General features: G+C 66.5%; 30 protein-coding genes. 22 read left to right on the top strand and 8 right to left on the bottom strand.

Features of this window, described 5'->3' with window-relative positions; all coding sequences use genetic code 11:
* Positions 1–54: 54 nt before the first annotated feature.
* The 10 genes from ACO06X_RS15900 (at position 55) to ACO06X_RS15945 (ending at position 7,271) form a co-directional block, all read left to right on the top strand.
* Positions 55–876 carry a cytochrome c oxidase subunit 3 gene (locus ACO06X_RS15900; RefSeq protein ID WP_421839930.1) on the top strand — a complete coding sequence of 274 codons (822 nt, stop codon included), beginning with the start codon at positions 55–57 and terminating at the stop codon, positions 874–876.
* A gap of 103 nt (positions 877–979) precedes the next feature.
* A complete protein-coding gene (locus ACO06X_RS15905; RefSeq protein WP_421837186.1) occupies positions 980–1,261 on the top strand; it encodes a DUF983 domain-containing protein in 282 nt (93 codons plus the stop codon).
* Positions 1,258–1,824 carry an SURF1 family cytochrome oxidase biogenesis protein gene (locus ACO06X_RS15910; protein ID WP_421837187.1) on the top strand — a complete coding sequence of 189 codons (567 nt, stop codon included), beginning with the start codon at positions 1,258–1,260 and terminating at the stop codon, positions 1,822–1,824. The genes ACO06X_RS15905 and ACO06X_RS15910 overlap by 4 nt, the downstream gene beginning before the upstream one ends.
* Before the next feature lie 225 nt (positions 1,825–2,049).
* Complete coding sequence (gene thrC, locus ACO06X_RS15915; RefSeq protein ID WP_421837188.1) at positions 2,050–3,456, top strand: threonine synthase; 1,407 nt, start codon at positions 2,050–2,052, stop codon at positions 3,454–3,456.
* Positions 3,457–3,486: 30 nt separating this feature from the next.
* Complete coding sequence (locus tag ACO06X_RS15920; RefSeq protein WP_421839931.1) at positions 3,487–4,350, top strand: class I SAM-dependent methyltransferase; 864 nt, start codon at positions 3,487–3,489, stop codon at positions 4,348–4,350.
* A gap of 71 nt (positions 4,351–4,421) precedes the next feature.
* Complete coding sequence (locus tag ACO06X_RS15925) at positions 4,422–4,796, top strand: dihydroneopterin aldolase (RefSeq protein WP_421837189.1); 375 nt, start codon at positions 4,422–4,424, stop codon at positions 4,794–4,796.
* 2 nt (positions 4,797–4,798) lie between these two features.
* Positions 4,799–5,560: an SDR family oxidoreductase gene (locus ACO06X_RS15930; protein ID WP_421837190.1), complete on the top strand. Its 762-nt coding sequence runs from the start codon at positions 4,799–4,801 to the stop codon at positions 5,558–5,560.
* Positions 5,557–6,579, top strand: coding sequence for a GTP 3',8-cyclase MoaA (gene moaA / locus ACO06X_RS15935; protein WP_421837191.1), 1,023 nt, complete (start codon positions 5,557–5,559; stop codon positions 6,577–6,579). Before ACO06X_RS15930 ends, moaA begins: the two co-directional genes overlap by 4 nt.
* A gap of 1 nt (position 6,580) precedes the next feature.
* Positions 6,581–6,820, top strand: a complete 240-nt coding sequence (locus ACO06X_RS15940) for a MoaD/ThiS family protein (protein ID WP_421837192.1) — start codon at positions 6,581–6,583, stop codon at positions 6,818–6,820.
* Positions 6,783–7,271 (top strand): molybdenum cofactor biosynthesis protein MoaE, encoded by a 489-nt coding sequence (locus tag ACO06X_RS15945; protein ID WP_421837193.1) that lies wholly within the window; start codon positions 6,783–6,785, stop codon positions 7,269–7,271. The genes ACO06X_RS15940 and ACO06X_RS15945 overlap by 38 nt, the downstream gene beginning before the upstream one ends.
* A gap of 4 nt (positions 7,272–7,275) precedes the next feature.
* Here ACO06X_RS15945 and ACO06X_RS15950 read toward each other — a convergent pair whose 3' ends face one another.
* A complete protein-coding gene (locus ACO06X_RS15950) occupies positions 7,276–7,815 on the bottom strand; it encodes a hypothetical protein (RefSeq protein WP_421837194.1) in 540 nt (179 codons plus the stop codon).
* Positions 7,816–8,038: 223 nt separating this feature from the next.
* Here ACO06X_RS15950 and rplU point away from each other — a divergent pair, with 223 nt between their 5' ends.
* From rplU to ACO06X_RS15970, 4 genes are all read left to right on the top strand, one after another.
* Positions 8,039–8,335, top strand: coding sequence for a 50S ribosomal protein L21 (rplU, locus tag ACO06X_RS15955; protein WP_298164944.1), 297 nt, complete (start codon positions 8,039–8,041; stop codon positions 8,333–8,335).
* A gap of 48 nt (positions 8,336–8,383) precedes the next feature.
* Positions 8,384–8,653, top strand: coding sequence for a 50S ribosomal protein L27 (rpmA, locus tag ACO06X_RS15960; RefSeq protein WP_298164942.1), 270 nt, complete (start codon positions 8,384–8,386; stop codon positions 8,651–8,653).
* Between the two features lie 224 nt (positions 8,654–8,877).
* Positions 8,878–9,447 carry a GNAT family N-acetyltransferase gene (locus ACO06X_RS15965; RefSeq protein ID WP_298164941.1) on the top strand — a complete coding sequence of 190 codons (570 nt, stop codon included), beginning with the start codon at positions 8,878–8,880 and terminating at the stop codon, positions 9,445–9,447.
* Between the two features lie 111 nt (positions 9,448–9,558).
* Complete coding sequence (locus ACO06X_RS15970) at positions 9,559–10,149, top strand: TetR family transcriptional regulator (RefSeq protein ID WP_421837195.1); 591 nt, start codon at positions 9,559–9,561, stop codon at positions 10,147–10,149.
* Here the strand turns inward: ACO06X_RS15970 and ACO06X_RS15975 are convergent.
* Positions 10,133–10,861: a folate-binding protein gene (locus ACO06X_RS15975; RefSeq protein ID WP_421837196.1), complete on the bottom strand. Its 729-nt coding sequence runs from the start codon at positions 10,859–10,861 to the stop codon at positions 10,133–10,135. The genes ACO06X_RS15970 and ACO06X_RS15975 overlap by 17 nt on opposite strands.
* 39 nt (positions 10,862–10,900) lie before the next feature.
* Here ACO06X_RS15975 and pyrC point away from each other — a divergent pair, with 39 nt between their 5' ends.
* Positions 10,901–11,944: a dihydroorotase gene (gene pyrC / locus ACO06X_RS15980; protein WP_421837197.1), complete on the top strand. Its 1,044-nt coding sequence runs from the start codon at positions 10,901–10,903 to the stop codon at positions 11,942–11,944.
* Here the strand turns inward: pyrC and rarD are convergent.
* The gene (gene rarD / locus ACO06X_RS15985) at positions 11,921–12,853 is read right to left on the bottom strand and encodes an EamA family transporter RarD (RefSeq protein WP_421837198.1); all 933 of its coding nucleotides are present in this window, start codon (positions 12,851–12,853) and stop codon (positions 11,921–11,923) included. The two genes, pyrC and rarD, sit on opposite strands and share 24 nt — an antisense overlap.
* A 73-nt stretch (positions 12,854–12,926) precedes the next feature.
* On the opposite strand from rarD, the gene ACO06X_RS15990 reads away from it, so the two are divergent.
* On the top strand, positions 12,927–13,190 hold the full coding sequence (locus ACO06X_RS15990; RefSeq protein ID WP_421837199.1) for a hypothetical protein: 264 nt from the start codon (positions 12,927–12,929) through the stop codon (positions 13,188–13,190).
* Between the two features lie 150 nt (positions 13,191–13,340).
* The gene (locus ACO06X_RS15995) at positions 13,341–13,886 is read left to right on the top strand and encodes a hypothetical protein (protein WP_421837200.1); all 546 of its coding nucleotides are present in this window, start codon (positions 13,341–13,343) and stop codon (positions 13,884–13,886) included.
* A 64-nt stretch (positions 13,887–13,950) separates the two neighbouring features.
* On the opposite strand, the gene ACO06X_RS16000 is transcribed toward ACO06X_RS15995, so the two are convergent.
* Both ACO06X_RS16000 and ACO06X_RS16005 read right to left on the bottom strand, forming a co-directional pair.
* Entirely contained in the window at positions 13,951–15,366 is a 1,416-nt protein-coding gene (locus tag ACO06X_RS16000; protein ID WP_421837201.1) for a succinylglutamate-semialdehyde dehydrogenase, read from the bottom strand.
* A 111-nt stretch (positions 15,367–15,477) separates the two neighbouring features.
* On the bottom strand, positions 15,478–16,875 hold the full coding sequence (locus ACO06X_RS16005) for a protein adenylyltransferase SelO family protein (RefSeq protein ID WP_421837202.1): 1,398 nt from the start codon (positions 16,873–16,875) through the stop codon (positions 15,478–15,480).
* 79 nt (positions 16,876–16,954) lie between these two features.
* On the opposite strand from ACO06X_RS16005, the gene ACO06X_RS16010 reads away from it, so the two are divergent.
* The 5 genes from ACO06X_RS16010 (at position 16,955) to ACO06X_RS16030 (ending at position 22,707) form a co-directional block, all read left to right on the top strand.
* A complete protein-coding gene (locus ACO06X_RS16010; RefSeq protein WP_421837203.1) occupies positions 16,955–17,842 on the top strand; it encodes an alpha/beta fold hydrolase in 888 nt (295 codons plus the stop codon).
* A gap of 22 nt (positions 17,843–17,864) precedes the next feature.
* A complete protein-coding gene (locus ACO06X_RS16015) occupies positions 17,865–19,031 on the top strand; it encodes a glycosyltransferase family 4 protein (protein WP_421837204.1) in 1,167 nt (388 codons plus the stop codon).
* A gap of 112 nt (positions 19,032–19,143) precedes the next feature.
* On the top strand, positions 19,144–19,899 hold the full coding sequence (locus ACO06X_RS16020) for a tetratricopeptide repeat protein (RefSeq protein WP_298164921.1): 756 nt from the start codon (positions 19,144–19,146) through the stop codon (positions 19,897–19,899).
* Between the two features lie 27 nt (positions 19,900–19,926).
* Positions 19,927–21,279 carry a PQQ-binding-like beta-propeller repeat protein gene (locus ACO06X_RS16025; protein ID WP_421837205.1) on the top strand — a complete coding sequence of 451 codons (1,353 nt, stop codon included), beginning with the start codon at positions 19,927–19,929 and terminating at the stop codon, positions 21,277–21,279.
* Positions 21,280–21,348: 69 nt separating this feature from the next.
* The gene (locus ACO06X_RS16030; RefSeq protein ID WP_421837206.1) at positions 21,349–22,707 is read left to right on the top strand and encodes a methyltransferase family protein; all 1,359 of its coding nucleotides are present in this window, start codon (positions 21,349–21,351) and stop codon (positions 22,705–22,707) included.
* Positions 22,708–22,745: 38 nt separating this feature from the next.
* Here ACO06X_RS16030 and ACO06X_RS16035 read toward each other — a convergent pair whose 3' ends face one another.
* From ACO06X_RS16035 to ACO06X_RS16045, 3 genes are read right to left on the bottom strand one after another with little or no spacing between them, the layout of a single operon-like run.
* The gene (locus ACO06X_RS16035) at positions 22,746–23,045 is read right to left on the bottom strand and encodes a putative quinol monooxygenase (RefSeq protein ID WP_421837207.1); all 300 of its coding nucleotides are present in this window, start codon (positions 23,043–23,045) and stop codon (positions 22,746–22,748) included.
* 4 nt (positions 23,046–23,049) lie between these two features.
* A complete protein-coding gene (locus ACO06X_RS16040; RefSeq protein WP_421837208.1) occupies positions 23,050–23,349 on the bottom strand; it encodes a putative quinol monooxygenase in 300 nt (99 codons plus the stop codon).
* Between the two features lie 27 nt (positions 23,350–23,376).
* On the bottom strand, positions 23,377–24,762 hold the full coding sequence (locus ACO06X_RS16045; RefSeq protein ID WP_421837209.1) for a glutamate--cysteine ligase: 1,386 nt from the start codon (positions 24,760–24,762) through the stop codon (positions 23,377–23,379).
* Positions 24,763–24,911 lie beyond the last annotated feature (149 nt).

A 24,911-nucleotide genomic window follows, 5' to 3' on the forward strand; every position in this document is an offset into this window, starting at 1 on the left:
CCTTTGGGCAGCGATCCGGCAAGTCCCAAGATGACGGGGGTTGAAGAGACGAACATGGCCGGCACGAAGAACCACGATTACCACATTCTGCCGCCGGACATCTGGCCCTTCGTCGGCGCGCTTTCCGCGCTCACGATGACGAGCGGCGGCGTGTTTGCGATGCACGGCATGCCCGGCGGCAAGATCGCGCTGATGCTCGGCGTGTTCGGCGTTGCGCTCACCATGTTCTCGTGGTGGGGCAAGGTGATCAAGGAAGCGCATGCCGGTGATCACACCCCGGTCGTGCAGCTGCACCAGCGCTATGGCATGATCCTGTTCATCGCTTCGGAAGTGATGTTCTTCGTCGGCTGGTTCTGGGCCTTCTTCGACTTTTCGCTGTTCCCCAACCAGTTGGTGGAAGTGGTCGGCGGCAAGTGGCCGCCCAAGGGCATCGAAGCGGTGATGAACCCCTTCGATCTCCCGCTGCTCAATACGTTGATCCTGCTCTGCTCGGGCACGACGCTGACCTGGGCGCACCACGAACTGATCCACGGCAACCGCGAAGGCCTCAAGACCGGCCTGTGGGCGACCATCGCGCTCGGCCTGCTGTTCAGCTCGATCCAGGCCTACGAGTACATTCACGCGCCGTTCCCCTTCGGCGAGAACACCTATGGCTCGGCGTTCTATATGGCGACCGGCTTCCACGGCTTCCACGTGATCGTCGGCACCATCTTCCTCGCGGTGTGCCAGGCGCGCGCCTACAAGGGCCACTTCACCCCGCGGCAGCACTTCGGCTTCGAAGCGGCGGCGTGGTACTGGCACTTCGTCGACGTGGTGTGGCTGTTCCTCTTCGTCGCGATCTACGTATGGGGCGGCTGGGGCGCACCGATCGAGTGATCGGTTCCCGGTGACAGACAGCACCGAACAAGCAACGAAAGGGCAGAGCGGGCTTACCCGCGCTGCCCTTTTCGGTTTGTGCCCGCGCTGCGGGGCGCGGAGCTTGTGGGATGCGCCCGCAGCCTTTGCGCCGTCCTGCCGGGCCTGCGGTCTGGTTTTTGCCGATTATGAACCGCGTGGGCGGGGGCTCTATTTCGTGCTGCTGCCGCTGACGTTCCTGCTGATTGCTGGGGCGTTGAAGCTCGATGATCTTGTTCGTCCGCCCTTGTGGCTGATGCTGGCGCTGATCGTGGTGGCGGTGCCGGGCGTGATCTTTGGCGCACTGCGGCTGATGAAGGCGGCCTTGCTGGTGGCACGGCTGCGGGCGGCGGGAGTTGTGGCGTGAAGCGTATTCCGATTGTCCCGACGCTGATCGTGCTGCTGGCGGTGGCTTACATGGTCCACCTCGGTCTCTGGCAGCTTGACCGGCTGGGGCAGAAGGAAGCGATGCTGGCGCGGTATCAGGCGGCGCAGGCTTCTGCCGCCGAAGTGCCGTTCCTCATTCCGCCGATGCTGGCCGAAGTGAACTATTACCATCGCAGCCGTCTTGACTGCGACATCGTGCTCAGCATGACGACGCTCTCTGGTCGCAATGCCAAGGGGGAAGCTGGCCTCGCGCATTCCGCGCAGTGCCAGACGCCGGAAGGTTCGACAGCAACAGTCGTACTAGGCTGGTCGCGCGATCCTTCGACGCCGGTCTGGAAGGGCGGCCGTGTTACGGGCTGGATCGCACCCGGACCGAGGTTGGTGGCCGACCCGCCACTCTCCGGTCTCCAGCCCAACGCCAAGCCCGATCCCAAGGACATTCCCAACAACCACCTCGCTTATGCGGTGCAGTGGTTCCTCTTCGCAGGCGTGGCGCTGGTGATCTATGCGCTCGCTCTGCGCAAGCGGATGCGGGCTGGCTGAACCGGCGCGCTGACGAACACACCCTCGTCATCCCTCGCCCACCTTCGTCATCCCCGCGCAGGCGGGGATCCAGAGCGGGCGCAGCTCTCCATCGCCCTGGATCCCCGCCTGCGCGGGGATGACGAGGGTTTAGGTCGGGGGGCGCAATGCCAAATCCGCAAGCACCCCCCGCCGCTGCCCCCAAATCCTTGCGCCCCGCGCCCCTGCCCGCTAACCGGCAGGCCCATGAAGTACGTCAGCACCCGGGGCCAGGCGCCCTCGCTCGATTTCGAGGGCGTGACCCTCGCCGGCCTCGCCTCCGACGGCGGGCTCTACGTGCCCGAGCGCTGGCCGACCTTCACCCATGACGAGATCGCAGCGATGGCGGGCCTGCCCTACGCAGAGCTCGCCGCCAAGGTCATGCAGCCCTTCGTGGGCGACTGCATCGCGCCCGAGCGGCTGCTGGAGCTGACGCGCGAGGCCTATGGCCGCTTCGCCCATTCCGCCGTCACCCCGCTGGTGCAGCTGGACGAGCGGCAGTGGCTTCTGGAGCTGTTTCACGGCCCCACGCTCGCCTTCAAGGATGTGGCGCTGCAATTGCTCGGCCTGCTGTTCGAGGAGTTCCTCGGCCGCCGCGACGATCACCTGACCATCGTCGGCGCGACATCGGGCGATACCGGCTCGGCGGCGATCGATGCCGTCGCGGGGCGCGCCAAGGTCGATATCTTCATGATCCACCCGCATGGCCGGGTTTCCGATGTGCAGCGGCGGCAGATGACCACGGTGCTTGCGCCCAACGTCCACAACATCGCCATCGACGGCAGCTTCGATGATGCGCAGGCGATGGTGAAGCGCATGTTCAACGACAATGCGATGACCAGCCGCTTCGGCATCGCGGCGGTCAATTCGATCAACTGGGCGCGGCTGATGGCGCAGGTGGTCTACTACTTCGCCGCCGCGCTCCAATTGGGCGCACCGCAGCGCCGCGTCGCATTCTCGGTGCCGACGGGCAACTTCGGCGACGTCTTCGCGGGCTATGTCGCCGCGCAGATGGGGCTGCCGATCGAACGACTGATCGTCGCAACCAACATCAACGATATCCTCCACCGCGCGCTCTCCTCCGGCGATTATTCGGCAGGCACCGTCACGCCGACCGCGGCGCCTTCGATGGACATTCAGGTCTCCTCGAACTTCGAGCGGCTGCTCCATGATGCGGGCGGGCGCGATGGCGCGGCGATCATGGCGCAAATGCGCGAGTTCGAGACGACCAAGGCCATGCAGCTGACCAATGCGCAGCGCGAGAATGCCGCCGCGCTGTTCACCAGTGCGCGCGCCGATGCTTCGGACATGGCCAAGGCGATGCGCTGGGCCTACGAATCCTGCGGCGAGGTGCTCGATCCGCACACCGCCATCGGCCTCCACGCCGCGCGCGTGGCGCAAGGGCTCCCCGCCGATGTGCCGGTGGTGACGCTGGCGACGGCGCATCCTGCCAAGTTCGGCGATGCCGTAGAGCGCGCGACCGGCGTGCGGCCTGCGCTCCCGGCGCGTGTGGGCGATCTGTTCGAGCGCGAGGAGGCCTATACGCGCCTGCCGGGCGACTACGACACCGTCGCCACGTGGATTGCCGAGCGCGCCACACCGCGAGCCGGCTAAGTGGCCAAGCTCGATCTTCAGGCAAAGCTCATGGTCGGGCCGGGCTGGGACCAGTTCGGCCTGATCGACAGCGGCGACGGGCGCAAGCTCGAACGCTACGGCCCCTACCGCTTCATCCGCCCCGAACCGCAGGCGATGTGGGCGCCCCGGCAGGCGGTGTGGGATGCGCACGGCGAATTCGTGCCCGGTTCGGACGAGGACGGCGGAGGGCGCTGGACCTATGCCAAGCCCGTCCCGCGCGAGGGCTGGCCGCTCGATTGGCGCGGAATCGGCTTTACCGCGCAGTGCACGCCGTTTCGCCACCTCGGCTTCTTTCCCGATATGGCCCCGGTGTGGGACTGGATGGGCGAGCAGCTCGATGGCCGGCAGGATGCATCCACGCTCAACATGTTCGGCTATACCGGCGTCGGCACCATGGCGCTCTCGCGCTTCGGGCCGGTGACGCATGTCGATGCCTCGAAGAAGGCGGTGGCGCAGGCGCGGGCCAACGCGGCGGTCGCGGGGCTGGAAGAGAGGCCCGTGCGCTGGATCGTTGATGATGCGGCGAAGTTTGCGGCGCGCGAGGTGCGGCGCGGCAAGCGCTATGACGGGATCATCCTCGATCCGCCCAAGTTCGGGCGCGGGCCGGATGGCGAAGTCTGGCGGTTGGAGGAGAACCTGCCGACCCTGATCGCCGATTGCGCGCGGCTGCTGGATGCGCAGAGCCGGTTCCTGTTCCTCACCGTTTACGCCGTGCGCATGTCCTCGCTTGCCATCGGCGGGCTGCTGGCAGAGGCGCTGGCGGGGCTGCCGGGCACAGTCGAGCACGGCGAACTGGCGCTCGCCGAGGAAGGTGAACGCGGGCGCATCCTGCCCACCGCAATCTTCGCGCGCTGGTCCAATCCTGAAACATAAGAAAATCTGGGGCGGGCATCGCGACCACCGGCACTGGACAAGGCGGCGGCGGGGTGCCAGAGGCGCGGCCCGTGAACGACAGCCTCATCCTTGAAGTCGCCAACATCGAAAGCGATGTGCTCACCGGGATCTATTCCGAGGAGACCGGCAGGCCGCAGCCGCTGCGCATCTCGATTTCGGCCGCGCTCACCGCGCAGGACCACTACACCCCCGATTGCCCGCTGACAGCGAGCAAGAACTACATGGACCTGAAGCACGCGGCGACCGAGGGCCTCCCGCAGGGCGTGCATTTCCAGCTGATCGAATCGGTGGCGGACCACATCTGCGAGACGCTGTTCCTGCAGGACAGCCGCGTCACGCGCGTCACGGTCAAGATCGTCAAGCTTGCGATCAGCGAGCGCGGCGAGGAGATTGGCATGACGCTGACCCGGCACCGGCGCGATTGACGATGGCACAGCCCCGGCCGCTTGCTGTGATCACCGGCGGCTGGCGGCGCATCGGCGCTGCGATTGCACGCCGGCTGGCCGAGGCCGGATGGGATCTCGCGCTCCATGCGCATAGCGCCGCGACGTTCGATCAAGGCTTTGCTGACGAACTCGCGCGGCTGGGCGGGGCCGTTCATCCGCTCGCGGCGGACCTTGCCGATGCCGCAGCGGTAACGCGCCTCCCAGCCGAAGCCATGGCGCTCGCCGGGCGCGCGCCAAGCCTGCTGGTCAACTGCGCGGCCCTGTTTCGCGAGGATACCGCGATGACGGTGACCGCCGCGATGCTCGACGAGCATCTGGCGGTGAACCTCGCCGCGCCGGTGCTGCTCACTCGTGCGCTGGCCGACATGGCTGAGGGCGATGCGGCGGTCGTCCATATCCTCGACCAGCGCGTACTCAATCCGGTGCCCGATCAGCTGAGCTACACGCTATCCAAGCAGGCGCTGCATGCCGCCGTGCGCACCCTGGCGCGCAGCCTTGCGCCGCGCGTGCGGGTCAATGCCGTGGCACCGGGGCTCACCCTGCCGACGCCGGACTACACCGAAGAGCAATGGCTGCGCCTCACCGCGCTGATGCCGCTCGAACGACTCGCCAGCCCGGGCGAGATTGCCGAAGCCGTGCTGTTCCTCGCGCAGGCGCGCGCTGTCACCGGACAGACTATTTTTGTTGATGGGGGCGCGCACCTTGAATCTTTTGCGCGAGACTTCGTATACCTTGAGACATGAGCACCACCGTCGCACCCCTGGTTGACCGCTTCGCGCGCCGCATCACCTATCTGCGGCTCTCGCTGACCGACCGCTGCGACTTGCGCTGTTCCTACTGCATGCCCGAACGCATGACCTTCCTGCCGCGCGCCGAGGTGCTGACGCTGGAAGAGCTGCACGAAGTGGCGCTGGCCTTCATCGCGCGCGGGGTGCGCAAGATCCGCCTGACCGGCGGCGAGCCGCTGGTGCGGCGCGACATGATGCAGCTGGTCCGCGCGCTCGGCCGCAAGATCGGCACCAACGAAGAGGGGGGCAGCCTCGACGAACTGACGCTGACCACCAACGGTACGCGGCTCGCCGAATTTGCTGATGATCTGGCAACGGCAGGCGTGAAGCGCATCAACGTCTCGCTCGATACGCTGGACCGCACGAAGTTTTCCGAGCTGACCCGGCGCGACAGTCTGCCGCAGGTGCTGGAGGGCATTGCCGCAGCCAAGGCTGCCGGGCTCAGGATCAAGCTCAATGCCGTGGCGCTCAAGGGCATCAACGAGCACGATCTGCCCGATCTGATCGCCTGGGCGCACGGTGAAGGCCATTCGGTCACGCTGATCGAGGTCATGCCGCTTGGCGAGGTCGAGGGCGACCGCTTCGATCACTACCTGCCTTTGGATGCGGTGCGCTGCGATCTCGAATCGCGCTGGACGCTGACGGCAAGTGATGCGCGCACCGGCGGGCCGGCGCGCTATGTCGATATTGCCGAGACGGGCGGGCGGCTGGGCTTCATCACGCCGCTCACCGGGAATTTCTGCGAGGGCTGCAACCGCGTGCGCGTGACCGCGACCGGGCAGCTCTTCATGTGCCTCGGCGGCGAAGGCAAAGTGGACTTGCGCGCCGCGCTGCGCTCCGAGCATCCCGAAGCCGCGCTCAATGATGCCTTTGCCCGCGCGATGGGCGAGAAGCCTGAACGCCACGGCTTCGTGATCGATCGCCCCGGCGCTGCGCCCGCGCTGGCGCGCCACATGTCGATGACCGGCGGCTGACATGTCTGCGAAACTGGTGTTCCTGGGCCGGCTGGAGGACATCGCCGGCATGGGTGAGCTTGCGGTGAACCCCGGTCCGCTCGAGCAAGTGCTCGCCGCGCTCGATCCCGCGCTTGCGATCGAATTGCTGGGCGAACGGGTGCGCATGGCCTTGAACGGCGCGCTGCTCGGCGATGGCGGCGGCGTGATTTTGGCCGAAGGCGATGAGCTCGCCTTCCTGCCGCCCGTCAGCGGGGGTTGAGGTGGCCGAAGTCCGCCTTCTGGGCGAAAGCTTCTCGCCGACGGACGAGCTTGCCGCATTTACCGCCGCGCACCCTGAGGCGGGCGGCGTCGTCAGCTTCCTGGGTCAGGTCCGCCGTGAAGGCGGCCCCAATGCGGTCGAGGCGCTGGAGCTCAAGCACTACGCCGCGATGACGCTACCCGGCATGGAAGCGCTCGCTACCGCCACCCGCGCGCGCTGGGCGCTCGATGGGCTGCTCGTCATCCACCGCTACGGAGTGATGCACCCCGGCGATCCGATCGTGCTGGTTGCCGCCGCCGCGCGCCATCGCCGCGATGCCTTTGCCGCCGCCGACTTCGCGATGGACCACCTCAAGAGCCAGAGCTGGTTCTGGAAGCGCGAGAAAACCGCGCGCGGCTGGCGCTGGATCGAGCCCCGGCCCGACGACCACCGCGATCTGGCGCGCTGGTAGGAAGCTAACCGCCGAGCGCGCCGCCCAGCGCGGCAACCGCGCGGTCTTCCTCGGCGAGGAGGCCTGCGACTTCGCGGTGGGCGGGATTGACGATCTTCAGATCGGCATCAGGGCCGGTGGCCGCCTTTTCGGTCGCGGCGATCAGCAGCCGGTCGAGATCGGCGAGCGCGACCATGCCCTCGCCGCGCGCTGAGGTGAGGCTGGCGAGGGCGATGGCGGCGCTGCTCCAGGCTTCGGTGCCGGGGACGGCGCCCTTGGCCGCCGCGATCAGGCGGCTGGCGGCGCCCTGCCGTTCGAGGAAGCGGCTGTGAGCGGCGCGGGCCGCATCGCGCAGCGCGGCGACGCGGGCGGAGAGGTCGGTGCCGGCGGGAAGCTGGGTGGTCAGCGGCAGGCTTGCGGCGGGCTCCACCGGCTGCCCGGTGCCATAGGCGCGCTCCGCCGCGCGAATCGCCAGCGAGGGAAAGCGGGAGCGGTCCGCATTGCAGGCGCTGAGCGCGAGAAGGGCGAAGGCCGGCGCGGCAAGACGGATGGACAGGAATGCCATACCGGGGCCATAGAAGCTTTTGCCGGGGCGGGGAAGCAGGGCCTGCAGCGTGTCCGACGCGCAATTCGCCTCCCTGCAGCGTTGACATGGGGCCCTCGTTCGATTAACCGCGCCACTCTTTCCGGGCCTCCGCAATCGTGCGGAGATTCGGCCATGCCGGTTGATGGTGCGCATTTCGCGGGTCCATCGGGCGGCCAGACACTTGAAACGGATAGCAGGAACCATGTTCGCAATCGTGCGCACGGGCGGCAAGCAGTATCGGGTTGCCGCCGGAGACAAGATCGCGGTCGAAAAACTGGCGGGTGAAGCCGGTGAAACGATCACGTTGACCGACGTCCTTCTCGCGGGGAACGAAGGCGTGCTCGCGGATGCCAAGGGCGTGACCGTTTCGGCCGAGATCATCGCGCAGGCGAAGTCCGAGAAGGTGGTCGTGTTCAAGAAGCGCCGCCGGCACAACTATCGCCGGAAGAACGGCCACCGCCAGCAGCTGACCCTGCTGCGTATCCTCAGCGTCGCCTGATCGCGACACCAGAGTCCAGCGACTCGCAAGATTCCGGAGTAAGCTCAGATGGCACATAAGAAAGCAGGCGGCTCTTCGCGCAACGGTCGCGATTCGGCAGGCCGCCGCCTCGGCGTCAAGAAGTTCGGCGATCAGCACGTGATCGGCGGCAACATCATTATCCGCCAGCGCGGCACGAAGGTGTACCCGGGCGCCAATGTCGGCATTGGCAAGGATCACACCCTCTTCGCGCTCGCCGAAGGCCGCGTACGTTTCCACTCGGGCAAGCTTGGTCGTAAGTACGTCTCGGTGGACATGATGGCCGAGGCCGCAGAATAACCGGATGGTCAGATCGGGCCATCCGCTACGGATGGCCCCCGCCGGCTCGGTAGAGCTGGCTTGACGAGGGAGAGGGGCCAACCCGTCTCCCTTTTTCTTTGTCTCCCTCACCCAAGCCACAATCTGGCGCATTAACCGCGCGAGACCTGGCTTATCGCAATATGCCTGTCATTTCCTTTGGTTAGCAGCCGAGGGAAATCGAGGGGCGGATGAGGAGACAAGGCATGTTCATTCGCAGTGAAAGACTGTTCCTGCGCCCCGCATGGCCCGAAGACTGGGCCGAATTGCACGCCGCGATCGACGATGCGGCGGTGGTGCGCAATCTCGCCCGCGCGCCCTGGCCCTATCGGGCGGACGACGCGCGCTGGTTCGTGAGTCGGCAGCAGGACCCGCGCCATCCCGATTTTCTGGTGACCATGCCCAGCGCCGATGGCGCGCGGATCATCGGCTGTGCCGGGATCGCGCCGGGTGAGCAAGGCGCGGTCGAGCTCGGCTACTGGATCGCGCGCGACCAGTGGGGCCATGGCTATGCCACCGAAGCCGCACGCGCGGTGCTCAGTATCGCGCGGGCACTGGGGCACGACCGGATCGAGGCGAGCCACTTCCTCGACAATCCGGCATCGGGCCGGGTGCTGCGCAAGCTCGGCTTCGTGCCCACCGGCGAACATCGCCCCCGCCGCAGCGAAGGGCGCGGCTCGGTGGTGACGAGCGTGGTCTACCAGATCCACCTCGGCGAAGCTGGCAACGGTGACGGCGGGGGTGACGATCAGGAGTCGATGCGACGCGCGGCCTGACCCCGTGCTTCTCCTGCACTACTCTTGCTCTCGGCGCGCCGGAGTTCTAGGCATTGGACCTCCGGCGCGCGGGGGTAAATGCGCGCCGCAAGGGGGAAATCGGCTCGCACAATGTCAGTTCGCAAGCGTCTCAGTCCTGAAGAAAGCCGTATTGCCGCCCTCGAAGCTGCACGGGCCCTGTTGATCGAAGCAGGACCGCAGGCGGTAACGCTGAAAGCCGTCGCTGGGCGGATCGGGCGCACCCATGCCAATTTGCTGCACCACTTCGGCTCGGCCTCGGGCCTCCAGAAGGAACTCGCGCGCCATCTCGCCGAGACGATCTGCGTGGGCATCCGCGAGGCGGTGATTGCCAGTCGCTCCGGCATCGGAAGCCCGCGCGATGTGGTCGAACTCACGTTCGACGCGTTTGACCGCGAGGGCGCAGGCGCGCTCGCTTCATGGATGTTGCTCACCGGCAATGAGGATGCGCTCGATCCGATCGTCGATGTGATCCACGATCTGGTGATCGAACTGAACGAGTTCGGCTCGGACACCATGCGCGGCACCACGCTGACGCTTGTGCTCATGGCGCTTGGGGACGCGCAGATGGGCGGGCCGCTGAGCCAGGCGCTCGAACTGCCGCGCACCGCCGCGCGCGACTATGCCGCAACAATGCTCGAGAAGGCGACCGCCGAAAACGGCCAGATCATGCAGGCGGGCTGAGGTCCATCCACCGGGGGGCGGCTTCAGGAACGATATCCTCCACGCGCCGATGATCGACCGCGAGGCCGAGCTCTGGATAGGCAGCGCGCTGGCGGGCGGGATCTGACTGATCGAGCGGCACGACAACCAGCCGCCGGTTCACCTTCTGCCGCCAGTTCATCCGCGCGGTGTTTTCCTGACCCACGTAGCAGCCCTTGGTGAAGCTGACGCCAGCGAGGTCTGCGGCATTGGTTTCGAGCCAGAGCGTCTGCTCGCTGCCGAGTTCGGCGATACCCTCGGTCACCCCCAGCGCGAGTCGGTGGGCAAGCCAGGCTGCGTCCGCGGCGGTATCGTCGGCGCTCACCGGAGCGATCCAGCGGTGGCCGAGTTCGGGCAAGCGCGGATCGGTCGGTTCGCCAGCGGCCTGCCAGTAGACGCCGAGCGTGGTATCCTCGGCAATCGCGATGCGCCGGCGCAGGCGGTAGAGCGCGAGGCGCTTGGCGAGCGCAGGCGCGGCGGCAGCCTCGCAATCGAGCAGGAGGTCAGCTCCATCGCCCCAGACGATGAAGTCGAACAGCGCCTTGCCCTGCGCACTCAGCAGGCCGGCCCAGACGGGAAGGGGGCCCTTCACGTCATTGGTCACGAGGCCCTGAAGGAAGGCGGCAACGTCCTCGCTCTCGTCCAGCGGGGAAAGGCGCACCAAGGTGCGTGTTGTCAGTCTGGGTGCGCTCATAGGTGACAGATAGGCATGCCCCGGCTTAAGGGGAAGGGCATGACTGAACCTCGCTCGATCACGATCCGCCGCCCCGATGACTGGCATGTCCACTTGCGCGATGGCGCGCTGCTGGCGGGCGTCGCCCCGCACACCGCGCGCCAGTTCGCCCGCGCCATCGTGATGCCCAACCTCTCGCCGCCCATGACCGATGTGGCGGGCGTTGCGGCTTATCGGGACCGGATCATGGCCGCGCTGCCGGCGGGCACGGATTTCACGCCGTTGATGACGCTGTACCTCACCGACCACACCGATCCCGACGAAGTCGAGCGCGGGCACGCGGCGGGCGTGTTCGTGGCGGCCAAGCTCTATCCGGCGCATGCCACCACGGGTTCGGCGCAGGGCGTGACCGATGTGGCCAACATCATGGGTGTGCTGGCGCGGATGGAAAAGATCGGCATGCCGCTGCTGATCCACGGCGAGGTGACCGATCACCATGTCGACATCTTCGACCGCGAGGCGGTGTTCATCGAGCGGACGCTGATTCCGCTGGTGAAGGCGCTGCCCGGCCTTCGCGTTGTGTTCGAGCATGTGACGACGAGCGAAGCGGTGCAGTTCGTCGAGAGCGCGGGCGCAAACCTTGCCGCGACGATTACCCCGCAGCACCTCCACATCAACCGCAATGCCATGCTGGTGGGCGGCATTCGCCCGCATGCCTATTGCCTGCCCGTTGCCAAGCGCGAGCATCACCGGCTGGCGCTGCGCAAGGCGGCAACCTCGGGCAGCCCGCAGTTCTTCCTCGGCACCGACAGCGCGCCGCATGCCAAGCACCTCAAGGAAGCGGCCTGCGGCTGCGCGGGGATATTCAACGCGCCCTACGCGCTCGAAAGCTACATCAAGGTGTTCGAGGAAGAAGGCGCGCTGGACAAGTTCGAGGGCTTTGCCAGCGAGCACGGCCCGCGATTCTACCGCCTGCCACTGAACGAAGGCACGGTGACGCTGGAGCGGGCGCCGGTAACCGTGCCGGACGAGATCGATGTGGGCGAGACGATGGTCGTGCCCTTCCACGCTGGAGAGACGCTAGGCTGGCGCTTTCGTGTGTGAATTGAGCCGCGCCTGATGGATCATGTCCCAGGTGAACAGGCCGAGCGCGATCCAGATCAGGATGAAGCACCCCGCGCGTGAGGTATCGAGCGGCTCGCCATAGAGGAAATGGCCGAGCAGGAAGCCGATGCTTGGCGTGATGAACTGCGCAAAGCCCATGGCCGAAAGCGTCAGCCGCCGCGCGGCATAGCCGAACAGCAGCAGCGGAATTGCCGTGAACAGGCCGCCGATCATCAGGAGGACTGCCATCTCCCAACTCGCGGTCATGCTCGATCCGCCGCCGATTCCACTGCCGGTCCAGGCGTACCAGCCGACGACAGCGAGCGCGGGGAGCAGGCTCACGCCTGTCTCGATTGTCACTGCTTCGACTGCGCCGGCGGGGACGATCTTGCGGACAAGGCCATAGAGCGCGTAGCTCACCCCCAGCGCCAGGGAGACGGTGAGCATATCCAGCTCACCGAAGGCGAGGAGGCCGATGCCGGTGGCGGCGATCACCACTGCGGCCCATTGCACCCGGCTCAGCTTCTCGTGCAGGAAAACCGTGCCGATGAGCACGTTGATCAGCGGCATGATGTAGTAGCCGAGGCTGGTCGCGAGAACGTGGCCGGTGACGACGGCAATGAAGAAGATCAGCGAATTGGTCGCGGTGAGCGCCGCGCTGGTGGCGAGCCTGAGCACCACCGTCCGGTTGCGCAGCGAGGCGAGGAGCGAGCGACCTTGCTGTTGCAGCGCGATGATCGCGAGGCAGATGGGCATGCTGCACACGATCCGCCATGCGAGCAGTTCTGGTGCGGGCACTTCGCCCAGCAGCTTGAAGTAGATCGGCATGACGCCCCAGAAAGTGTAGGTCGCAATCGCGGCGACAGCACCGTTGTGGCGGGAGGATGAGGCGGTCATGGCGCGCGCCATGGCAGGCCCGGCGCGCACGACCAAGCATCAAAATGGCATGGCCTGAACAGGCACTGGTGACGCGGAGTTAACCATGGCCGGTGCAAGAGACGCGTGGATGCGCCTTCGTCACCCCTTGCCCGCGATCCTCATCGCCGCGCTGGCCGCCTGTTCGGCCGACGCACCGCGCACGCGCGGCGGCGAGGAAGGCCCCGCGCACGATCCGGTAATGACGGCAGCGATCGAGGGCCAGCTGATGGTCGATCCCGATCTTTCGCAGGCCAACAGCCGCAATCTGGCGATTATTCCGGCTGGCCCTGCCGATCCGGCCCTGCCGCTGCCAGATCCGAAGAGCTAGCGCACGGCGGCATAAATGGGCAGCTTACGCCCAGTTGCGGACGTTACCTGAACATCCGGAAGGTCGGATTTCTGGCACCGCCGCAAAATAGGTGCCGTTCAGGAAGCGACTCCATTGCGGACGTTTGGCGGCCGGTGCAGTCTTGCCAAGATGAAGAAGCTGACCATTGCAATTGCGGTTTTACTCGTGGGTTGCGACGGCTCGTCACCGTCCAACCTGCGTGAAGCAATGGGAAACGGACACGCTCGGCTGGTGCCACTCGGTACCAATGAGTCCGTTACAATTGCTATACCGAGCAATGCGAAGGGTGCGTCCTCCTTATCGCTTGAGTTCCGACCAGATGGGATCATTTTAGCGGAAGCGCGCGACGCTATCGGGCGACTTGTCAAAGCCGAGAGATTTAGATCGGCTAGCAGCCAAACAAGTGCGCTTCGGGCGCGCTTTGCGGTATTCCGCCCCCCGTCTGGGAAAGAGGATTTTCTGCCTCGCGGCTGCAGTTACACTTACGATGCGTCGGATACGGTAACGTTGGTTTTTGCCAACATCGCGATTGATAGGAAGGGCGCCGATCAGATCAAATTCGTCCACTTTCAAACGACGTGCCAAAATCGGTGGGCGGAGTTGGGTCTGATGGAAATTAGGGCCATCATCGCCTCGCTGCCGCAGACTGCGCTTATTCGCAGCCGTGTTCTCTAGGTCCGTTTCCCACCAATCCCAGCCGTTCGCCCATCGCCGCAAGCGCACGCCCAGCCGGCAGCCCTCAGGTATCCCGCAGCCCCACGCCAATCGTCGCGCGAGGCTGTTCCATTTCGGCGGACGAGACCGGATAGGCGCACGAATCGGCCATGTAGTAGCCGCCCGGGCGGTTGTTGCCGGAAAGGCCGGTGCCCCCGAAAGGAGCGGCGGCGTTTTCGCCGATGGTCGGGCGGTTCCAGTTGACCACGCCGGCGCGGATGTTGGCCCAGAAGCGGTTGTAATCCTGCGGCGATCCGCCGACCAGCGAAGCGACGAGGCCGAAGCGCGTGTTGTTCGCCTCGGCAATCGCTTCGTCGAAATCATCCACGCCGATGACCTGCAGCAGCGGGCCGAACAGCTCCACATCGGGCCGTTCGTCGATCTTGGTCACGTCGATGATCGCGGGGCTGACGAAAGGCATATCCTCGCGCAGGCGGGCCATGTGCTTGATCGCGCGGCCGCCGTTGGAAAGGAGATAGACGAAGCTTTCAGTGAGGCCATCGGCAGCGGCATTGTCGATCACCGGGCCCATGAAGGGCGTGGGCGTATCGAAAGGTGCGCCCACGATCAGGCGTTCGGTGAGGCGGCGGACTTCGGTGACCACCGCGTCGTACATGGTCGATTTGACGATCAGTCGCCGCGCCGAGGAACAGCGCTGACCCGCGCTGGTGAAGGCCGATTGCACCACGATCGCGGCGGCATCGGCGATCTTGGGCGTGTCCCACACGACGATCGGATTGTTGCCGCCCAGTTCGAGCGCGACGACCTTGCCCGGATTGGACGCGAGCTTGCGATTGATCGAGACCCCGGCATGGGCGGAGCCGGTGAACAGCACGCCGTCCACCCCGTCGTGCATCGCCAGCGCCTGGCCTTGCTCTGGCCCGCCGAACAGCACCTGTACCACGGCGGCGGAAATGCCGGCGCGGTGGTAGCAGCGGGTGAGCAGATCCCCGGTGGCGGGCGCCTTCTCCGATGGTTTGAACACCACGACATTGCCGGCAATCAGCGCGGGGATGATCTGCGCGGCGGGAAGCAGCGCGGGCATGTTGTAGGGGCTGATCACCGCGACCACGCCGTGCGGCTTGTGGCGCACGGCGGACGTACCGTTGAGCGCGCCATCGAGCTTTCGCTGCGACGTGCGCTCGGCATAGGCGCGCACCGAGACTTCGACCTTGTCGACCACTCCATCAACTTCGCCGCGCGCTTCCCACAGCGGCTTGCCGGTTTCGCGGGCGATCAGATCGGCGAGCTTGTCCGATTCCTTGCGCACTTCGTTGGCGAAGCGGCGCAGCAGTTCGATGCGGGTGGAAAGCGGCTGCGCGGCCCAGAGCGGCCAGGCACGGCGCGCGCGTGCGATCACGTCATCGACGTCGCCGATCCGGCCACGCCACAGTTCCGAACCGGTCGCGGGTTCGAAAGAGACGAGTTCGCCGGTGGACACGGGTGCGCGGGGCCTTCCTCTGCCTTGCCTCTGGAGCGGCTTGGAGCCGCTTGCGTGTGCGGCCTATGGCATGGGAGTCGTAACCAAACAAGAAACCCCCGCCGCGGGAAATCAGGGTTGCCCCTTGTGCCCGGCGGGAGCTGGCGCCGCGCCATGCGCCTCGCCCATGCGGCGCAAGGCGGCGATCTTGGCCTCGAGCAGGGACCAGTCGTCGCTTTCGGCAATCGGTGCCCAGATTGCCTCGACCTCGTCGATCAGCATGGATTGCGGGGCGGGATCGTCCCAATAGGGATGGGTGTCGGCGCCGGGTTCGTAAGCGGCGAGGGCTTCGCCGAGCGCGCCACCGGCCTCTCCCCGCCCGCCCCGATGGCGGAAGAAGAAAGCATCCGGCCCTTCGCCGCTTTCGCTCATCGCCTGTTCGCACAGGCCAATCAGCGCGGTATCCTCCTCGATCCCGCGCGGCACCAGGCCGAGCCGCCAGCACCAGCGGCGGGCCATGGCGGCGCGGTAGTGATCCTCGAAGGTATTGAGCGCGGCAATCAGCGGCGGGGCTTCCTCCAGCGTGCGCAGCGCGACCGCGAGCTGCCCGCAGTTCCAGTGGATCGCCTGCACCTGCCGCCCGAAGGCATAGAGCCCGCTGCTGTCGAAATAGGCGGCGGTGAAGGCGGGGTCCCAGCGGGGCAGCCAGCGCCACGGGCCGTAGTCGAAGCTCTCACCCGTCACGTTCATGTTGTCGGTGTTGAGCACGCCGTGAACAAAGCCGGCGACGATGTAGCTCGCGGCCATATCGGCCATGCGTTCGACAACCTGATGCAGCAGGCGCGCGGCGGGGCTCGCGCCTTCCGGCCCGCTCGGTCCGGGGAAATTGCCGAGGCAATAGCCGACGAGCGCGGCCATGTTGTCCGCCTCGCCCAGCGCGGCCAGCCGCTGGAACGTGCCCATGCGGATGTGGCCGTGGCTAAGCCGCACCATCACGGCCGAGCGCGTGGGGGAGGGCTCATCGCCGCGCCACAGCGCTTCGCCGGTTTCGATCACCGAGAACGTGCGGCTGGTGTTGACGCCAAGCGCGCCGAGCATCTCGGTCGCGAGGATTTCGCGCATCGCGCCCTTCAGGGTGAGGCGGCCGTCGCCCTGTCGGCTCCACGGCGTCTGGCCGGAACCCTTGGTGCCGAGGTCCATCAGGCGGCCCTGCCCATCGAGCATCTGCGCATAGAGGAAGCCGCGCCCGTCGCCGAGATCGGGATTGTACACCTGGAACTGGTGGCCGTGATACCGCAGCGCGAGCGGGTGGGGGAGGTTGCCCTCCAGCGGGGTGAAGCGGCCCATGTGGCTGATCCATTCCGCGTCGGTCAGCCCGGCAAGGCCAACTTCGGCCGCCGCGCGCTGGTTGCGGAAGCGCAGCCTGGTTTCGGGAAAGTCTGCCGGGGCGACGGGATCGCCGATCCATGCGGCGAGATCCAGAATGCGGGGAGCGGGGCGGTAGATCGCGTCTTGCGGGCTTGGCTGCATCGCGCGATAGTGGGGGTGAAGCGGGCAGCGTGCAAGCGCGCCCCTTTTGTTTATGCGCGGGGCTCAGGCAGTAGAGACAATGGCAGAGGCGCTGAAAGCCGGCGAAAAGCGCTGGGAAGATCGCAGCTGGTCAAGCAGCGACGGCCTCAGGCTGCATTTCCGCGATTATCCGGGCAGCACGGATCGCCCCCCTGTGCTGTGCCTGCCGGGCCTGACCCGCAACGCCCGCGATTTCGAGGCGCTGGCCGAGCGCCTGGCCGGGGAATGGCGCGTGATCTGCCCGGACATGCGCGGGCGCGGCGACAGCGATTATGCGCGCGATCCGATGACTTACACTCCGGTGCACTATGTCGCCGATGTCGAGGCGCTGCTGGCGGCGGAAGGGATCGAGCGCTTCGTTGCCATCGGCACATCGCTGGGCGGGCTGATGACGATGCTGCTCTGCGCCGCCAATCCGGGGCGCATCGCGGCGGCGGTGATCAACGACGTTGGCCCGGAGATCGAACCCGCCGGCCTTGCACGCATCCGCGAATATGTCGGGCAGGGGCGCAGCTACGAGACCTGGGTCCATGCCGCGCGGGCGCTGCAGGAAGCCAATCGCGACATCTATCCCGCGTGGGAACTGCCCGACTGGCTGCGCCTTGCCAAGCGCTGCATGGTGATCGGCACCGGTGGTCGCATCGTATTCGATTACGACATGAACATCTCCGAGGCGTTCGAAGCGGAGCAAGGGCCAGCCCCCGCGCCCGAGACGATGTGGGCGCTCTACGATGCGCTGGCGACGCGCCCGCTGCTGGTGCTGCGGGGCGCGCATTCGGATATTCTATCCGCCGATGTTGCCGCGCGGATGGCTGCAAGGGCGCCTGCGGCCGAGCTCGTCACCATCGCGGGCGTGGGCCACGCGCCGACACTGGACGAGGACGAATCCATCGCCGCGATCGCGCGGCTGCTGGCGCGCGCAGGGTGATCGGCAGAGTGATCGAAAGGGCATGAGCAAACCGGCGCCCGGCAAGCGGCTCCACTTTCTCCACCTGCATTCGACCTTCGACGCGGGGGGCAAGGAGCGGCGCAGCACCAGCCTGATCAACTGGTTCGGCAAGGCGGTCGATCACAGCATCGTCTCCGCCCAGCCGGGGGCGCTGGGTGCGCGGGCGCAGATCGATGCGGGGCTTCCGGTGCATTTCCCGTTCGGTTTTCCGCCGCTGCAAGGCCGCTTCGGGGTGCGCCGGTTGCAGACGCTGGCGCGCGCGATGCAGGGCTTCGACCTGATCCTTACCTACAACTGGGGCGCGATGGATGCGGCGATGGCGCATGCGATGTTTGCGCCGACGCTGGGCCTCGCCCCGCTGATCCACCATGAAGACGGGTTCAACGCCGACGAGGCGCAGAAGCTGAAAGCCACGCGCAACTGGTATCGCCGCGTGGCGCTGGCCCGTGCAAGCGCGCTGATCGTGCCTTCGCGCCAGCTGGAGCGCGTGGCGCTCGACGTGTGGCACCAGCCCGCCGCGCGGGTGCACCGCATCGGCAACGGCATACCGGTCAAGGACTACGACCCCGCCAAGGCAAAGCGCGTGCGCCCCGATGCCCTGCCCCGCGTGGTCAAGCGACCGGGGGAGAAATGGCTGGGGACGCTTGCCGGCCTGCGCCCGGTCAAGGCGCTGCCCCGGCTGGTGCGCGCCTTCCGTGCGCTGCCGGAGGAATGGCAGCTGGTGATCGTGGGCGAGGGGCCCGAGCGCGAGGCGATCATGGCCGAAGCGCTGCGGCTCGAGATCGGGCACCGTGTTCATCTGCCGGGCTTCGTGGCGAAACCGGCCGAAGCGACCGCACTGTTCGATCTTTTCGCGCTCTCTTCCGACAGCGAGCAGTTCCCGCTTTCGGTGGTCGAGGCGATGGCGGCTGGCCTCGCCGTGGCAAGCCCGGCGGTGGGCGATGTGGCGGATATCGTTTCGGCGCAAAACGCACCCTTCATCACCGCGCCGGGCGACGAGGCCGCGCTGGCGGCGGCACTGGCGCAGCTGGCTCAGGACGAGACGCTGCGCCGCCGGGTGGGCGCCGCCAATCAGCTGCGCGCGCGCGAGCAGTTCGACGAGGGCGTGATGGCACGCCAGCACGCGGCCATTTATGCCGCCGCTTTGGGGCTGCCATCATTTCCGTAAAGCTGCCGGACAGTATCCCCATGTCAGAGCGGCCCATGTCAAAGCGGTTGAATTGGCAGGCCCCCCTGCTAAACAGCCGCATTCGTTAACCCAACGACCTGAAAGCGCAGTCTTGGCTCTCACTCCGAACACTCCATCTGCCCCCTCCCCCGCGAACAGCAAGGACGCTGCCGCACAGGAAACCTTCCTGCGTGAGGTCGATGATGCACTGCGCGAAGATCAGCTGTTCACTTTGCTGCGCACGCGCGGTCGGCCGATCATGGCGCTGGTCGTCGGCGGCCTCATCGGGCTCGGCGGCTGGTTGTGGTACACCGAGCATGCAGCAAGCGTGCGTGACAAGCAGAGCGAAGCTTTCGTGACCGCGCTCGACGCGCTGGAGGCCAGCCGCAACCAGACCGCGAAGCAGGGCATGGATCCGCTCGCCAAGACCGGCACTCCGGGTTACCGCGCGGCGGTGCAGATCACCGACGCCGGGATTGCCGAGCAGGCCGGCAAGGCCGATGACGCTGCAAAGATGTTTGCTGCGGTTTCTGCCGATGGCTCGCTGCCTGGCCCTTACCGCGATCTCGCCACGGTGCGCGAGGTGGCGACCAATTTCGACAAGCTGCCGCCGCAGACCGTGATCGACCGGCTGAAACCGCTTGCGGTGCCGGGCAAGCCCTGGTTCGGCAGCGCCGGTGAACTTGTCGCACTCGCCTACCTCAAGCAGAACAAGACCGAGGCGGCGGGCGCGCTGCTGGCCTCGATCGCCAAGGACAAGGCCGTGCCCGATACGCTGCGCCGGCGCACCCGGCAGCTTGCCGGGCAGCTCGGCGTGGACGCCGTGGACAATCCGGCCGCCGCCGCGAATGGCGGTCAGGGACAATAATGGATTTTCGTGATGGGATTTGAGGACATGACCGCAGCACGTCGCAGCCGACCTTTGGCGATCCGACGCTATGCCGTTTCCGCGGCGGTGGTGCTTGCGCTGGCGCTCAGCGGCTGCGGGATCACCAAGGGCAAGACCAAGTCGACGCCGACCGTGGGTGTGCGCATCCCGATCCTTTCGAAGATCGAGGCCGGCACCAAGGTCGATGAGGGCATGTCGGTGCTCGATGTGGTGCTGCCGGTGGCCGAACCCAATCCCGATTGGGCGCAGGCGGGCGGCACGGCGTCCAAGTCCTACGGCCACCTCGCGCTGGCACAGCAGCCGCGCAAGCTGTGGGTTACCCGCATCGCCGGATCGAGCCCCAAGCAGCGCCTCGCGGCAGCGCCGGTGATTGGCGGCGGCAAGCTCTATGTGATGGACACCGAAGGCATGGTCCGCGCCTTCGATGCGGCCAGCGGGCACGAGGAGTGGAAGACGGAATTCCGCCTGCCATCATCAAACGCCTCGGTGTTCGGCGGCGGCGCGGCCTACAACGATGGCAAGGTCTTCATCACCACCGGGCTTGGCGAAGTGGCGGCGATCGAGGCGGCGAGCGGCAAGGTGCTGTGGCGCGTGAAGCCCGCAGGTCCGCTGCGCGGCAGCCCGACGATCGCGTTCGGCGGCGTCTATGTGATGACGCAGGACAACCAGATCGTCGCGCTCAACGTGGCGGACGGCACGCAGCTGTGGAGCGAGTCCGGCTCGGTCGCGCAGACGGGCGTGTTCGGCGTGGCAGCGGCAGCGGCCGGGCAGGGCACGATCGTCGCGGGCTACAGCTCGGGCGAACTCGTCGCCTACCGCTACGAAAACGGGCGCCAGCTGTGGTCAGACGCCCTTGCGCGCACCAGCATCGCGACTTCGGTTTCGACGCTGACCGACATCGACGCCGATCCGATCATCGAGAGCGGCCGCGTCTATGCGCTCGGCCAGGGCGGGCGCATGGCCGCCTACGAACTCGTGACCGGCCAGCGCGTGTGGGAACTCAACCTCGCCGGCATTTCAACGCCGGCGGTGGCGGGCGACTGGATCTTCACGCTGACCGACGAAGACAAGCTCCTGTGCATCGCCAAGGCGACCGGCAAGGTGCGCTGGATCGCGCAGCTGAAGGCCTATCGCAGCGTCAAGAAAAAGAAGGGCCCGATCTTCTTCACCGGCCCTGTGCTTGCGGGCGACCGGCTGTGGATGGCCAACTCGGAAGGCGAATTGCTTGCCGCGTCGGTCACCGATGGGGCGGTCAAGCGCTACGCCAAGCTCGGCGCGCCGGTCACGCTGGCACCGGTTGTCGCGGGCGGAGTGCTCTACGTCCTTGATGACAGCGGGCACATCACCGCGTTCCGTTGATCGGCGGCATTCTCAATTCTTGCCGGCGCATAAACGATTTTCTCATAGGTCCTCGTTAACAGCGGGGCCATGAACGCTCCTGCATCCAGGCCTGCCAGCGATGTCTCGGCGGGAGTCGGCCTGTCCGGTCTGGTCGGCCTTGCGCTGTGGGTCGTGCTGTGCCGCAACTGGGCGGGCATTGCCGAGGCGCTGGCCCTGCCGGGGCCGCATGAACCGCTCGCCGGGCCCAGTGCGGCTCTGGCGGCGATGCTTTTCTCCGGCCTGCCGATGGTCGCCTGGTCGCTCATGGTGGACAAAGTCCACCTGCGCGCATCCACCGGTATCGACTGGGCCAATCCGCGCCCCTTGCGCGATGTGGTCGATATCTCGATCACCAAGGTGGCGGGCCTGTGGGCGACATGGTCGCTGCTGGGCTTCGTCTATTGCCTGTGCCGCTGGTACTGGCGCGGCCAGTATCTGTTCGCGATGGACGTGATCTCGGGCCTCGCCCCGCTGCTGTTCATCGGCACGATCCCCTATGTGCTCTGGCTCGACCGCGTGCTGGTCAATCCGCGCGATGCCTCATGGCATTTCGGCGCGATGCTGATCGGGCGCGAGACGTACGAAAAGGCGGAGGTCGCCCATCATCTGCGCGCCTGGGCGGTGAAGGGCTTCTTCTGCGCCTTCATGTTTTCGATCATCCCCGGCGGCTTCGGCAACGTCGTGCAGATGAACTACGCTGCGGTGCTCGGCGATCCGCTTGCGCTGGGCAATGCGCTGATCGAGACGATGTTCCTGGTCGACGTGCAGATCGCCATGGTCGGCTATCTCCTCACGATGAAGCCGCTCGATGCGCAGATCCGCAGCGCCAATCCGTTCCTCGGCGGCTGGGTCGCGGCGCTGATCTGCTATCCGCCGTTCATCCTGATGGGCGGGGGCGGCGTGCTCGATTATCGCACCAACGGCGCGGAATGGACCTTCTGGCTGCAGGGCATGCCCGCGCTGGAATGGATCTGGGTGGTGGCCATGGTGGTGCTGACGGGCATCTACGCCTGGGCCACGGTCGCCTTCGGCCTGCGCTTTTCCAACCTCACCTACCGCGGCGTGCTGACGAACGGGCCCTATGCCTTCACCCGGCACCCGGCCTACCTGTCGAAGAACGCGTTCTGGTGGATTTCAACGCTGCCGTTCCTCACCACCACGCATTCGATGGTCGATGCGATCCGCAACACGGTGATTCTCGGCCTTGTCAGCGCGGTCTATTTCTGGCGCGCGAAGACCGAGGAAGCGCACCTGCTCGCCGAAGACGCCAAGTACCGCGATTACCATGCCTGGATGGCTGAACATGGGCTGGTCACGGGCAGGCTGAACCGCATCGGGCGGCTGCTGATGCGCGGGCGCCCTCGGGTGGAGCCGCCGGCAATCGGGGCGGTGCATCCGGCGGAGTGAGTATGATGCTCTCTCCCCCTAAGGGGAGGGGCTACTGCCTAGATCGCCACGCCCTCATCCGTCTCGTAAAGCCGGATCACGCGGTCATGGAAGCCCAGCCCGGCGCGTGCCGCAACCCATTCGGCCATGTGCGCCGACTTGGCATGCGCCATCAACGCATCGCGGTCCGTCCAGCGCTCGGCCACATGGAACAGCGCCGGATCATCGATATCCTGCGCATAGCCGTACTGAATGCAGCCCTGCTCGGCGCGCGTCGCCGCGGCCACCTTGCGGGCCAGCGGCAGCAGCGCCCCGATATGCTCTTGCGCCACCCGGAACGTGCCCATCACGACGATCATCGCGTTACAGGTCCTCGCCTTCGTCGGTGTCGTAGAGCTTGATATGCCGCTCCTTCATCGTCAGGCCCGAGAGGATCCCGATCCATTCGGCGACATGCGGGGTCTTGAGATGGGCGCCCAGCGCTTCGCGGCTCGTCCAGCGCTCGGTGATGTGGAAGATCTCGGGATCGGTGATGTCACGCGAATAATCGTACTGCAGGCAGCCCTCTTCCGCTTGCGTCGCGGCGACGACTTTGCGCGCGGCTGGCAGGGCAGCTTCGATGGCGTCCGCATCAATGCGCAGCTTGCCCATCACGATGATCATTGTCTCTCTCCCGCTGATGTTCTGGCCTTAAAAGCTCTTCGCCTCGTAGATCGGATCGACCTTGCCGCCCCAGGCCCCGTGGTAGAGCTCCAGCAGACGCTCCGCCGGGGTCTTGCCGGTGCTGACAATCTCGTCGAGCGGGTGGAGATAGCCGGTCTCGTTGTCGCCCGCGTCGTTGAGCTTGCCGCGCGCAGCCAGCCCGCCGCGCGCGATGGCGAGCACTTCCGCCGCGATATCGCGCAGCTTGCCGCCACCGGGAAGGGGCGCATCAAGACCCAGCTTGGGCACGCTGGCGCGCAGCTTTTCGCGCCCGTCCATGTCCCAGTCCTTGACGAGATCCCACGCCGCATCGAGCGCGGTCTGGTCATAGAGCAGGCCGACCCACAGCGCCGGAAGCGCGCAGATGCGGCTCCATGGCCCGCCATCGGCGCCGCGCATTTCGAGGAAGCTCTTGAGGCGCACTTCGGGAAACGCAGTGGAAAGGTGGTCGATCCAGTCCGAACGCGTCGGCTTCTCGCCGGGCAGCGCGGGCAGCTTGCCGTCCAGAAAATCACGGAACGACTGGCCCGCCGCATCGATGTAGCGCCCATTTCGGAACACGAAGTACATCGGCACATCGAGCATGTAATCAACATAGCGCTCGTAACCGAAGCCCTCGTCGAACACGAACGAGAGCATGCCCGTCCGCGCCGGATCGGTATCGGTCCAGATGTGGCTGCGATAGGAGAGGAACCCGTTGGGCTTGCCTTCGAGGAACGGCGAATTGGCGAACAGCGCAGTCGCCAGCGGCTGCAGCGCCAGCGAAACGCGGAACTTCTGCACCATGTCCGCCTCGCTCGAATAATCGAGGTTGGTCTGGATCGTGCAAGTGCGCAGCATCATGTCGAGGCCCATGGTGCCCACGCGCGGCATGTGCCGCAGCATGATGTCATACCGGCCCTTGGGCATGATCGGCAGCTCTTCGCGCGTCTTGTCGGGCCACAGCCCCATGCCGAGGTAGGCGAGGCCGAGCTTGTCACCGATGGTCTTGACCTGCGCGAGGTGGCGGCCGGTTTCGGCGCAAGTCTGGTGCAGGTTTTCGAGCGGCGCGCCGGAAAGTTCGAGCTGGCCCGCAGGCTCCAGGCTCACTGCGCCGTCCGGCCCGCCCATCGCGATTACGTTGGGGCCGGTGTCGCTGTCCTCCTCGATGGTCGTCCAGCCATAGTCCTGCAGCGCGAGCAGCAGATCGCGGATCCCACCCGGCTCGCTGTAGGACGGCGCGGCGCGATCCTTCGTGCGATAGACGAACTTCTCGTGCTCGGTGCCGATCCGCCAGGCATCACGCGGCTTTTCGCCCTTGGCCATCGGTTCGACGAGCTGGTCGCGGCTCTCGATGATGGGATCGTTGCGATTCGAAACTTGTCTCGTGCTCATCCGCGTTTCGTTAGTGCGCCGCGAGGGCGCGCGCCAGCCGAAAACAGACATGCCAACTGCGCGGGACCGGTTGCCCCCTCCCCCGGCGGGGAGGGGGCCCGGCCTCTCAGGCAAGCGCGGGTCACCCCCACCCAGCCTCACCCGACTTC

The organism is Novosphingobium sp., assembly GCF_965229225.1.
Classification (GTDB): Bacteria; Pseudomonadota; Alphaproteobacteria; order Sphingomonadales; family Sphingomonadaceae; genus Novosphingobium.

Coding starts and splice junctions, on each gene's coding strand:
- ACO06X_RS15900 (WP_421839930.1), top strand. CDS start 55: ATGGCCGGCACGAAGAACCACGATTACCACATTCTGCCGCCGGACATC.
- thrC (WP_421837188.1), top strand. CDS start 2,050: ATGAAGTACGTCAGCACCCGGGGCCAGGCGCCCTCGCTCGATTTCGAG.
- ACO06X_RS15920 (WP_421839931.1), top strand. CDS start 3,487: ATGGTCGGGCCGGGCTGGGACCAGTTCGGCCTGATCGACAGCGGCGAC.
- ACO06X_RS15930 (WP_421837190.1), top strand. CDS start 4,799: ATGGCACAGCCCCGGCCGCTTGCTGTGATCACCGGCGGCTGGCGGCGC.
- moaA (WP_421837191.1), top strand. CDS start 5,557: ATGAGCACCACCGTCGCACCCCTGGTTGACCGCTTCGCGCGCCGCATC.
- ACO06X_RS15940 (WP_421837192.1), top strand. CDS start 6,581: ATGTCTGCGAAACTGGTGTTCCTGGGCCGGCTGGAGGACATCGCCGGC.
- ACO06X_RS15945 (WP_421837193.1), top strand. CDS start 6,783: ATGAGCTCGCCTTCCTGCCGCCCGTCAGCGGGGGTTGAGGTGGCCGAA.
- ACO06X_RS15950 (WP_421837194.1), bottom strand. CDS start 7,815: ATGGCATTCCTGTCCATCCGTCTTGCCGCGCCGGCCTTCGCCCTTCTC.
- rplU (WP_298164944.1), top strand. CDS start 8,039: ATGTTCGCAATCGTGCGCACGGGCGGCAAGCAGTATCGGGTTGCCGCC.
- rpmA (WP_298164942.1), top strand. CDS start 8,384: ATGGCACATAAGAAAGCAGGCGGCTCTTCGCGCAACGGTCGCGATTCG.
- ACO06X_RS15965 (WP_298164941.1), top strand. CDS start 8,878: ATGTTCATTCGCAGTGAAAGACTGTTCCTGCGCCCCGCATGGCCCGAA.
- ACO06X_RS15970 (WP_421837195.1), top strand. CDS start 9,559: ATGTCAGTTCGCAAGCGTCTCAGTCCTGAAGAAAGCCGTATTGCCGCC.
- ACO06X_RS15975 (WP_421837196.1), bottom strand. CDS start 10,861: ATGAGCGCACCCAGACTGACAACACGCACCTTGGTGCGCCTTTCCCCG.
- pyrC (WP_421837197.1), top strand. CDS start 10,901: ATGACTGAACCTCGCTCGATCACGATCCGCCGCCCCGATGACTGGCAT.
- rarD (WP_421837198.1), bottom strand. CDS start 12,853: ATGGCGCGCGCCATGACCGCCTCATCCTCCCGCCACAACGGTGCTGTC.
- ACO06X_RS15990 (WP_421837199.1), top strand. CDS start 12,927: ATGGCCGGTGCAAGAGACGCGTGGATGCGCCTTCGTCACCCCTTGCCC.
- ACO06X_RS15995 (WP_421837200.1), top strand. CDS start 13,341: ATGAAGAAGCTGACCATTGCAATTGCGGTTTTACTCGTGGGTTGCGAC.
- ACO06X_RS16005 (WP_421837202.1), bottom strand. CDS start 16,875: ATGCAGCCAAGCCCGCAAGACGCGATCTACCGCCCCGCTCCCCGCATT.
- ACO06X_RS16010 (WP_421837203.1), top strand. CDS start 16,955: ATGGCAGAGGCGCTGAAAGCCGGCGAAAAGCGCTGGGAAGATCGCAGC.
- ACO06X_RS16015 (WP_421837204.1), top strand. CDS start 17,865: ATGAGCAAACCGGCGCCCGGCAAGCGGCTCCACTTTCTCCACCTGCAT.
- ACO06X_RS16025 (WP_421837205.1), top strand. CDS start 19,927: ATGACCGCAGCACGTCGCAGCCGACCTTTGGCGATCCGACGCTATGCC.
- ACO06X_RS16030 (WP_421837206.1), top strand. CDS start 21,349: ATGAACGCTCCTGCATCCAGGCCTGCCAGCGATGTCTCGGCGGGAGTC.
- ACO06X_RS16035 (WP_421837207.1), bottom strand. CDS start 23,045: ATGATCGTCGTGATGGGCACGTTCCGGGTGGCGCAAGAGCATATCGGG.
- ACO06X_RS16040 (WP_421837208.1), bottom strand. CDS start 23,349: ATGATCATCGTGATGGGCAAGCTGCGCATTGATGCGGACGCCATCGAA.
- ACO06X_RS16045 (WP_421837209.1), bottom strand. CDS start 24,762: ATGAGCACGAGACAAGTTTCGAATCGCAACGATCCCATCATCGAGAGC.